This is a genomic window from Herminiimonas sp. CN (assembly GCF_000622895.1).
Lineage (GTDB): Bacteria > Pseudomonadota > Gammaproteobacteria > Burkholderiales > Burkholderiaceae_D > AVCC01.
This window is the reverse complement of sequence record NZ_AVCC01000016.1, coordinates 44,446-54,483: the sequence shown is the minus strand read 5'-3', so window position 1 is coordinate 54,483 and position 10,038 is coordinate 44,446. Positions and strand designations below refer to the sequence as shown.

Annotated in this window: 9 protein-coding genes; all 9 read right to left on the bottom strand. The window is 52.4% G+C overall.

Annotated elements, in window-relative coordinates:
- A partial coding sequence (gene bamA / locus HMCN_RS0105735; RefSeq protein ID WP_025916477.1) for an outer membrane protein assembly factor BamA occupies nt 1–2,219 on the bottom strand: 2,219 nt, incomplete at its 3' end.
- 61 nt (nt 2,220–2,280) lie between these two features.
- Nucleotides 2,281–3,648 (bottom strand): RIP metalloprotease RseP, encoded by a 1,368-nt coding sequence (gene rseP / locus HMCN_RS0105730; RefSeq protein WP_025916476.1) that lies wholly within the window; start codon nt 3,646–3,648, stop codon nt 2,281–2,283.
- Nucleotides 3,645–4,817, bottom strand: a complete 1,173-nt coding sequence (gene ispC / locus HMCN_RS0105725; protein ID WP_025916475.1) for a 1-deoxy-D-xylulose-5-phosphate reductoisomerase — start codon at nt 4,815–4,817, stop codon at nt 3,645–3,647. Before ispC ends, rseP begins: the two co-directional genes overlap by 4 nt.
- Nucleotides 4,818–4,839: 22 nt before the next feature.
- Entirely contained in the window at nt 4,840–5,658 is an 819-nt protein-coding gene (locus HMCN_RS0105720; protein WP_025916474.1) for a phosphatidate cytidylyltransferase, read from the bottom strand.
- 12 nt (nt 5,659–5,670) lie between these two features.
- Nucleotides 5,671–6,429 (bottom strand): polyprenyl diphosphate synthase, encoded by a 759-nt coding sequence (gene uppS / locus HMCN_RS0105715; RefSeq protein WP_025916473.1) that lies wholly within the window; start codon nt 6,427–6,429, stop codon nt 5,671–5,673.
- Nucleotides 6,430–6,481: 52 nt separating this feature from the next.
- A complete protein-coding gene (frr, locus tag HMCN_RS0105710) occupies nt 6,482–7,042 on the bottom strand; it encodes a ribosome recycling factor (protein WP_025916472.1) in 561 nt (186 codons plus the stop codon).
- A gap of 121 nt (nt 7,043–7,163) precedes the next feature.
- Nucleotides 7,164–7,880: a UMP kinase gene (gene pyrH, locus HMCN_RS0105705; protein WP_025916471.1), complete on the bottom strand. Its 717-nt coding sequence runs from the start codon at nt 7,878–7,880 to the stop codon at nt 7,164–7,166.
- 164 nt (nt 7,881–8,044) lie between these two features.
- Entirely contained in the window at nt 8,045–8,926 is an 882-nt protein-coding gene (gene tsf, locus HMCN_RS0105695; RefSeq protein ID WP_025916470.1) for a translation elongation factor Ts, read from the bottom strand.
- Nucleotides 8,927–9,054: 128 nt separating this feature from the next.
- Complete coding sequence (rpsB, locus tag HMCN_RS0105690) at nt 9,055–9,807, bottom strand: 30S ribosomal protein S2 (protein ID WP_035625989.1); 753 nt, start codon at nt 9,805–9,807, stop codon at nt 9,055–9,057.
- Nucleotides 9,808–10,038 lie beyond the last annotated feature (231 nt).

The window sequence follows — 10,038 nt, the reverse complement described above, 5'->3', positions numbered from 1 at the left end:
TCCGTAGCGCGTATTTTTTGTCCTTCCGCAAACACGTTACCCGCGTCAAAAAAAGTGAACCAACGCAAGGTTCGATCATTGCCGGAACCGGGAAACGGAAACTGCAACTCGGCATTTGCAATCAAACGAGTCGAACCGCCCAGCGATTCTCCTGTTACTGAATCCACACTGGTTCCAACGCCCAGCGACGAACCCTCATAGCCGCGCACCGAACCGATGCCGCCGGCGTAGAAGTTCTTGAATATCGGATATTTCTTGCCGCCATATCCGCGACCATAATCCGCTTCGCCATTCAATGCCAGCGTCATGGTGCGTGTGATCGGCAGGAAGTATTGATCCTGATACACCGCACGATAATAGCGCAAGGTGCCGACTGCAGACAATTCCAGGTTGGTGCGTTGATAGCGGCCCTTGTTGGGCGCAATCGCGCTATCGCGCCCATCACGCTGCCATGCTGCCGTTAGCGGAAACGAAGTGACAGCGGCTTCTCCCGCACCACCCGCATCGGCAGTACCGTTGTCCCTCACGAAATCAATCCACTTTTGCGGACTGATGATCGGAGGAGCAAAAGTCTGGACCGACGTATGTTCGGCACCGATACCGAAAAATACGGTATCCAGTTCCGAGAATGGCACGCCAAATTTTACACTGCCGCCGGATGTCAGCACTCTGTAGTCATAGGTATAGGTTTCAGCCGGGCGAGTCGTGCGGTAAAACAGCTCATAGCTGCGGCTGACGCCATCAGTGGTGAAATACGGATCGGTTTGTGACAGTGCTATCGTGCGATTGCGTTTGCTGGTGTTGACGTCCAATCCTATCGTATTGCCGGTGCCAAAGGCGTTGGCCTGCTGGATCGAGCCTGTCAACGTCAGTTTCTCGCTGCTGGAAAAGCCTGCACCCAGCATCAGGTTGCCAGTGGGCTTTTCGACTACCGACATGTTGACGTCCACCTGGTCGGTACTGCCGGGCACTTCCGGGGTTTCAATATTCACTTCCTTGAAGTAGCCGAGGCGATCCACCCGGTCACGCGAAAGCCGAATTTTGGTGCCGTCATACCAGGAATCCTCGAATTGCCGGAATTCGCGGCGTATCACTTCATCGCGCGTCTTTGTGTTACCGGCAAGATTAATGCGCCGAACATAAACGCGTTTGCCTGGATCCAGAAGAATTGTCAGCGCCACTTCCTTTTTCTCGCGATTAATTTGCGGATTGGCATTAACGTTAGCGAAAGCATAACCAAAGTTACCCATCCGTTCCGATATCTTGGCAGTGCTTGCGGTCAATTTTTCACCTGAATAGACATCGCCCTTTTTCAAAGTCAGCAGGGAATTGAACTCCGCTTCGCGGCCAAACATCTGGCCCTCGATCTTGATGTCGGAAACGGTGTATTTTTCCCCTTCGTTGATATTGATGGTGATGAAGATATCTTTTTTATCATGTGTAATCGAAACTTGCGTCGACTCGATCTGTGCCTCGATATAACCCCGATTCAGATAAAAGGATTTCAGCGTTTCAATGTCGCCAGCGAGTTTTTGTTTCGAGTATTGGTCGGCTTTGGTGTACCAGGTAAACCAGCCCGGCGTTGTCAGGTTTAACTGATCGAATAATTCGCCGTCGCTAAATGCCTTGTTGCCAACAAAATTAATCTGTTTAATATGCGCAATATCGCCCTCCTCCACTGCGAAATTGACCGTTACCCGGTTCCGCTCGATCGGCGTGACGGTAGAGGTGATCTGGACTCCATACAAACCTCTCGAAAGATATTGGCGTTTTAGCTCCTGCTCAGCACGGTCCACTAAAGCCTTATCGAAAATCCGCGATTCGCCCAAGCCAATTTCCTTCAACGCCTTGGTCAGCATTTCCTTATCGAATTCCTTGATGCCGGAGAACTCCACGCTGGCAATCGCAGGGCGCTCCTCAACCAGGACGACCAGCACGTCGCCATCGACTTCAATACGCACATCCTTGAAAAAACCGGTTGCATAAAGAGACTTGATCGCTGCTACGCTCTTCTCATCGGTGAAAGTTTCACCAACACGCACCGGAAGATAACTAAACACAGTGCCGGCTTCAGTACGCTGTATTCCTTCCACACGAATATCTTTTACCTTGAATGGCTCCATCGCCAGCGCCTGTCCGGCACACAGGGAAAAAGCAGCAACAGCAAATAAGTTACGACGGAAAACTGGAATGGAAAAACGCTCAGAATATAATTTCATTGGTAACCGATTATGAATATTTTTGTTTTTGCGAGTGCCCTTGGGGGCGGTCATCATCAACTCAGGAAATAAGGCGCACGATATCATTGAAGACCGCTACCAACATCAATGCCATCAAAATACCCATCCCGGCCCGCTGGGCAATTTCACCAAAACGCGCAGAAACAGGGCGTCCGGTCAAAACTTCCACGAAATAATACAGCAAAAGCCCGCCATCCAACACCGGGATCGGGAGCAAATTCATCACGCCCAAACTGATGCTGATGAACGCAATAAAACTGATATAGCTGACAATTCCGATGCGTGCCGTCTGACCTGCATAGTCGGCAATGGTAATGGGGCCGGTAATATTTTTCAGTGAAACCTCGCCCACCAACATTTTTCCGAGCATTTTAAACGATAGCACGCTAGTGTCCCAGGTTCGTCCGGCCCCCTTGGCAATTGCCTCAACAGGCGCAGCACTCACGCTTACCATGGCTGGAATCATGGCAACTTCAGCCTTGATCCTGCCAACAATCCGGTCGCCTTGCATCTGCCCTTCCGGTGTTACGCTTGCAGTAAACTCGCGCCCAGCCCTTCGCCCTGTGATCTGCAATGGTTTATTGGCGGAACTCCGCAGCATATCTATGAAAGCCAAGCCATCGACTACTGGCTTGCCATCAACCGCCAGGATCAAGTCCCCTTCCTGCAATCCACCTTGCATGGCCGGGCCGTCAGGCACAATTTTCCCCAAAACAGCGGGCGGCCTTGCAAGTGAAATCCCTAGCTGGCCTAAAAAATCGCCCTCCAGATCTTCGGGCGCCAGGCCATCCAGTGGCACGGTAACGGTATCTAACAGCGCCCCAGTGGAATGCGCCGGATCAGGCCGGCTGACATCCAGTCTGGCAGAACTTTTTTCGACCGCCAACTGCACCAGTTTCCAACGCAAGTCAGACCATAATTCTATTGCCTCGCCATTGACTGCCGTAACACGTTCGCCGCCGCGCAAGCCAGCCTTGTATGCCGCCGATTGCTCCGGAACGATCCGGATTTTGGCAACCGGTTCTGGAATGCCATGCATATATAGTGTGGCGAATAGCAGTATCGCGAGAATGAAATTGGCAACCGGGCCGGCGGCGACGATGGCAATGCGCTTCCAGACATTCTGACAGGTGAATTCGCGCTGCCTGTCCTGCGGGGGCACCTCCTCCAGATTCTGCTCCCGGGCATCCAGCATTTTCACGTAGCCGCCTAGCGGCAGTGCTGAAATCACCCATTCGGTTTGATCGATGCCGAAACGACGGGAAAAAACCACCTTGCCCATACCAACCGAAAAACGCAGCACCTTTACCCCGCACAGGCGGGCGACCAAAAAATGCCCTAGCTCATGGACGATGACCAGTGTTCCCAGGGCAAAAACAAAAGCAATCAGCGTTTGCAGTAAGTTCATGAGTTCATGTAGGCAGAGGCAATGCTGCGCGCCTCCAGGTCCTGCTCCATCAAGCCTTCGATACTGTCAACCTGAATATGCGGCAAGTCGTCCATTACGCGCGCAATCAGTTGGTCGATCATGCGAAATCCGGTACGTCCATCCAAAAAACCCTGAACTGCAATTTCATTGGCTGCGTTCAGGATTGCCGGCGCCGAGCCACCGGCGCGCAACGCATCAAACGCCAGCTTAAGGCAGGGAAACCGGTTGAAATCCGGTTTTTTGAAATCCAGTTGACCGATACTGGTCAAATCGAGATGTGCCACGCCGGACGCAATACGCTCCGGGTAGGCAAGCGCATGGGCAATGGGAGTGCGCATGTCCGGATTGCCCAACTGCGCGAGAACAGAACCGTCAATATACGAAACCATTGAATGAATCACGCTTTGCGGGTGAATTACCACCTCGATCTGGTCGGCCGAGGCGCCAAACAGCCAATGCGCCTCGATGACTTCAAGCCCTTTGTTCATCATCGTAGCCGAATCAACCGAAATTTTCCTGCCCATGATCCAATTCGGATGCGCAACCGCTTCTGCCGGCGTTACGGACTCCAATGTTTCGACCGGGCGATTCAAAAACGGACCGCCGGACGCAGTCAACAATACCTTGGCGACACCCTGCTCGGATGGCGTCCGGCGGTAATTTTTCGGCAGGCACTGGAAAATCGCGTTATGTTCGCTGTCAATTGGCAGCAGCGTTGCACCATTCGTCTGCACCGCATCCATGAAAAGTTGGCCCGCCATTACCAGCGCCTCCTTGTTTGCCAGCAGTATCTTCTTGCCGGCCCGGGCTGCTGCCAGTGTCGGCACCAAACCGGCAGCGCCCACAATCGCCGCCATGACAACATCACAATCCGGATCGGAAGATACCGCTGCCAGCGCAGCGGGTCCAAACTCAACTCGAGTTTTCAGATCCTTTTGTCGCAACTGCTGCGACAATAACCGTGCCGCCGGCTCCGACCCGACCACCGCAATGCGCGGCTTGAATTGCTCGCACTGGCGACACAGTTCATCGACACTGGTATGCGCGGTCAACGCATGAATGGAGTAACGATCAGGATGCCGGGCAATCACATCCAGCGTTGATACGCCAATGGAACCGGTAGAACCCAAAATTGTAATTCTTTGCATGATTTCTATTCCAACACCAATGCTATAACCATGCATCTATAAGCAGGGCCAGCGGTAAAACAGGGATCAAGGCATCAATCCGGTCCAGTACGCCGCCATGACCTGGCAGCAGATTGCTACTATCTTTGATGCCGGCACGTCTTTTAAGCTGAGATTCAAACAGGTCGCCGACCACACTGGCTGCAACCACAAATGTCATGCATGCCAGGAAGCCGAAAAGCCCCCAATGGTCATCCAACCTTGCGGCAAACGTAGCATGCAATGCCGGGAAGCGGTTCGAAATGACCGCCGTCAGCATGACTGCAAACCAGCCACCGATAGCGCCTTCCCAAGATTTCCCCGGAGAAATCGACGGCGCCAATTTGTGCCGACCAAACGCCTTGCCGGAAAAATAGGCGCCGATATCCGCAACCCAGACGATCGCCATGATGGAAAGCAGAAAAAGCGGTGAGCGTTGAAATGCGGCAATAATCGCAACGAAACAGCCAAGAATGGCAATGCTATAAAAACCTGCCAGGAGTCGGCTGCGAATACCTTGCAAAGACGGTAGGCCCTTGGCAAGCAAAGGCACAAAAACAAGCAGCCAGATAGCAGCACAGGATGCGAACAATACTGTCGCTTTGCTTGCATCGCCACTGGCCAGGAAAAATCCGAATATGGCAGTCCAAAATGCCGCAATTATCTTGGGATAAGCATTGCCGGACAGACGCAAACTTTCCCAGGAAGCTGCGGCAAAAAAAATCGTGGAAATTACAGCAAATGCAGGAAAATTATTTAGAAACAACACCGGCAGCAACACTGCCAGCAATACCAGTGCCGTAAGCACCCGCATTTTAAGCATCAGGAAGCCTTTTTAGGTTTGAATTTTGGGTTCAAGCAATTGCTCGCTTGTGCGCCCGAAGCGGCGCTCACGCTGCTGATAGGAGGCGATCGCATCATCCAGTTTATTCAAATCGAAATCAGGCCAGAAAGTCTCGGTAAAATACAGTTCTGTGTACGCAAGTTGCCACAAGAGAAAATTCGAAATACGCTGCTCGCCGCCAGTCCGGATGAACAGGTCCGGCTCCGGTGCATAAGCCATGGACAGATGTGGCGTCAACTGATCTTCGCTGAACGCGGTTGCATCGGGATGAAGCGCGACCATTTTATTGACGCCTTGCATCACATCCCAGCGCCCCCCGTAATTTGCACAGATTGTCACCGTCAGACGCTTGTTTGCGGCCGTTTTTCTTTCAGCCTGAGCGATCATGCTCTGCAACTTGGCATCAAAGCGACTCAGATCACCTACTACCTTGAGCCGAATGCCATTCGCATGCATACGGGAAACCTCACGGTCGAGGGCCGTAATGAACAAGCGCATCAGAAGTGACACTTCATCCGCCGGACGTCGCCAATTTTCGGAACTGAAGGCAAACAGGGTCAAGAATTCCACCCCGCGCTCAATGCAGGCCTCCACGATATTTCGCACTGCTTCGACGCCTTTGGCGTGCCCCGCCACGCGCGGCAGGAAACGTTTGGTTGCCCAACGACCATTGCCATCCATGATGATGGCTATGTGATTGGGCACCGCAGACACTACCGGCACTTGTTGGGTCGAACTCGATTGCGTCATGGCTCTTTTGAAAAGGGAGATGGTCTTGCCGTGTCGAAAATACCGTTTGCAGTTATACGGTTAAGACTTCCTTTTCCTTTTCGACTACCAATTTATCGACATCCGCAACAAATTTGTCCGTCAGCTTCTGTATTTCATCCTGGGCACGGCGTTCATCGTCTTCCGAACACGCTTTGTCCTTCAGCAGTTTCTTCAACGCCTCGTTGGCATCGCGTCGTATATTGCGGATTGCGATTTTCGCATCTTCCGCTTCATTTTTTACCAGCTTGACCATTTCCTTGCGGCGCTCCTCCGTCAAGGCCGGTGTCGGTACGCGAATCATGTCGCCCTGCGTCGCTGGATTCAGTCCGAGATCGGATTCACGGATCGCCTTTTCAATCACCGCCACCATCTTTTTTTCCCAAGGCTGAACGCCGATGGTGCGCGCATCGATCAAGGTCACATTCGCGACCTGCGTCAACATGGTCGGATTGCCATAGTAATCGACCTGGATGTGATCAAGAAGCCCGGGATGCGCGCGACCGGTGCGCACTTTAGCCAGATCAGACCTCAAGGCCTCAATCGATTTTTGCATTTTCTGATCGGTATTTTTCTTGATGTCAGGTATGGTCATCTGCATTCCTCTTTTTCAAAGGTTAAATCTTATTCTATTTCCACCACAATCGTGAAGACGAGCGCCCGCTGACAACAACGCACAAGCGTGTCGGCACGGACGCAGTGGGGTTGATAATGAATTAAACGTGAACCAGCGTGCCTTCATCTTCGCCCATGATTGCGCGCATCAATGCGCCGGGCTTGACTATCGAAAACACTTTTATCGGTAATTTTTGATCCCGACACAAGGCAAAGGCGGTTGCATCCATCACCTGAAGATGTTTTGCAATTGCTTCATCAAAGGTGATTGTGGAATATCGCACTGCATTCGGATCTTTTTTGGGATCGGCAGAATAAACGCCATCAACCTTGGTTGCCTTGAGGACAATGTCAGCACTGATTTCAGATCCGCGCAAAGCAGCGGCGGTATCGGTAGTGAAAAATGGATTACCGGTGCCGGCGGCAAATACGACAATTTTCCCCTCTTCCAGATATTGCAGTGCCTTAGGACGAACATATGGCTCAACCACCTGCTCAATACTGATGGCCGACATGACGCGGGCGGTAATTCCAACCTGGCGCATCGCATCGGCCAGAGCCAGAGCATTCATGACCGTAGCCAGCATGCCCATGTAATCGGCAGTGGCGCGGTCCATCCCCTGCGCACCTGGCGCCACACCACGGAAGATGTTGCCGCCACCAATGACAATCGCGAGTTCGACCCCCATGCTGGCCACCTCGGCGACATCAGCCACCATGCGATCAATCGTCGCACGATTAATACCATAGGCATCATCGCCCATCAGGGCTTCTCCGGATAGCTTGAGGAGGACACGCTTGTAGGCAGGTTTTGTCATGGGCTGATTTCCTTTTGGTTGTCCGGATGATTATCTATCGCGCCGCCGAACTCCATTTGATAACGCCCGACAAGCAGCGCATCGAATGAAGCTCGCAACATGTGCAACTGCCGACTGCTTTCGGCCAGCCTAAAAAACGGGCCTTTCGGCCCGCTTATTCTCGCTTAAGCCTGTTTGGCTGCTGCGACCTGGGCAGCAACTTCTGCCGCAAAGTCATCTTGTTTTTTCTCAATGCCTTCACCGACTACATACATGACGAATGATTTCACGCTTGTATTTGCCGCCTTCAACATCTGCTCAACGGTTTGCTTGTCGTTTTTCACAAAAGGCTGATTGAACAATGACACTTCCTTCAGATACTTTTGCACCGAACCCTCAACCATTTTGGCAACAATATCAGCTGGCTTGCCGGATTCAAGCGCCTTCTGAGATGCAATCGAACGCTCCTTTTCAATCAACTCCGCCGGCACCTGATCCGACGACAGTGATACCGGCTTCATCGCTGCAATATGCATCGCAACGTCCTTGCCGACCTGCTCATCCGCGCCATCGAATTCGACCATGACGCCGATGCGCGTGCCATGCAGGTACGATGTCAGCTTGGCCGGTGCTTCAAAGCGTGCAAAACGGCGAATCGACATGTTTTCGCCGACACGCCCGATCAAAGCCGAACGAAACTCCTCAACTGTTTGCTCGCCCATCGGCAACGCTGACAACGCAGCCACATCCGCAGGGTTGCGCTCGGCAACCAGCTTGACGCAGGCGTTGGCAAAAGCAATGAAATCATCATTTTTGGTAACGAAGTCGGTTTCGCAGTTGACTTCGATCATGGCGCCCACGTTACCTGCAATGTGCGTGGCAATCACACCTTCAGCCGTAATGCGCGAAGCAGCCTTGGATGCCTTGCTTCCCAGTTTGACGCGCAGAATATCTTCCGCTTTTGCCATATCGCCATCGGCTTCTGTCAGCGCCTTCTTGCACTCCATCATCGGAGCATCGGTTTTTGCACGTAGTTCGCCTACCATCGCTGCGGTAATTGCCGCCATATTCATCTCCTAACTCAATCCACGCCCAGTCGGACGCCGATATTCATAATACGTTCAAAAAAATTGCTCAAAAAAAGGGGCGAACATTGTTGCCCCTTTCCTGACGACCGGAAAATCAGAAGAAGGACTTATGCCTGCTCGCTGACCTCGACGAACTCATCGCCACTACCGGCCTTGATCGCCTCGACCACATCGTTGACCGCATTGGCACGGCCTTCCAGAATTGCATCCGCGACTCCGCGGGCATACAGCATGATTGCCTTGGAAGAATCGTCATTGCCAGGAATGACATAAGTCACACCTTCAGGCGAATGGTTGGTATCAACCACGCCGATGACAGGAATGCCAAGCTTTGCAGCCTCGGTGATTGTGCCTTTGTGGTAGCCGACGTCAACGATGAAAATCGCATCCGGAACGCCGCCCATATCCTTGATGCCGCCAATCGATTTTTGCAGCTTGATCATCTCGCGATCAAACATCAGCGCTTCTTTCTTGCTCAATTTCTCGACGGAACCATCGGCAATCGATGCTTCCATGTCTTTCAGGCGCTTGATCGATGTCTTGATTGTCTTGAAGTTGGTCAGCATGCCGCCCAACCAGCGCTGATCCACAAACGGAACGCCGGCGCGCTGCGCTTCAGCGGCGATGATGTCGCGCGCCTGGCGCTTGGTGCCGACCATCAGAATGGTGCCGCGGTTCGCCGACAGTTGACGGATGTGCTTCATTGCCTCCTGGTACATGCCAAGAGTTTTTTCCAGGTTGATGATGTGGATTTTGTTGCGGTGGCCGAAGATGTACGGTGCCATCTTTGGGTTCCAGAATCGGGTTTGGTGGCCAAAATGGACACCGGCTTCCAACATCTCACGCATAGTAACGGACATAATATCTCCAGGGTTAGGTCTGGAATCCGGTCAGCCACCTCATTTAGAGGCACCCTTTCTCGAGCGGATTCGCGATTTTTCAAAATTTAGCTTTTTGTGAAACAAGCTAGCCCGAGATTCTAACCTAATTTCAGGCTTTGTTTCAAGCGCTGCAATGGCGGCGCGCCGGTAAATAAATGTCGGCTCGTCTATAATCGTGTTTTAACCGACCTCCAAGCTATCCACGCTTAT

Bases quoted from the DNA above. Each gene is read 5' to 3' on its own strand.
- HMCN_RS0105720 (WP_025916474.1), bottom strand. From the start codon at position 5,658: ATGCTTAAAATGCGGGTGCTTACGGCACTGGTATTGCTGGCAGTGTTG.
- ispC (WP_025916475.1), bottom strand. From the start codon at position 4,817: ATGCAAAGAATTACAATTTTGGGTTCTACCGGTTCCATTGGCGTATCA.
- frr (WP_025916472.1), bottom strand. From the start codon at position 7,042: ATGACCATACCTGACATCAAGAAAAATACCGATCAGAAAATGCAAAAA.
- tsf (WP_025916470.1), bottom strand. From the start codon at position 8,926: ATGGCGGCAATTACCGCAGCGATGGTAGGCGAACTACGTGCAAAAACC.
- uppS (WP_025916473.1), bottom strand. From the start codon at position 6,429: ATGACGCAATCGAGTTCGACCCAACAAGTGCCGGTAGTGTCTGCGGTG.
- rseP (WP_025916476.1), bottom strand. From the start codon at position 3,648: ATGAACTTACTGCAAACGCTGATTGCTTTTGTTTTTGCCCTGGGAACA.
- rpsB (WP_035625989.1), bottom strand. From the start codon at position 9,807: ATGTCCGTTACTATGCGTGAGATGTTGGAAGCCGGTGTCCATTTTGGC.
- pyrH (WP_025916471.1), bottom strand. From the start codon at position 7,880: ATGACAAAACCTGCCTACAAGCGTGTCCTCCTCAAGCTATCCGGAGAA.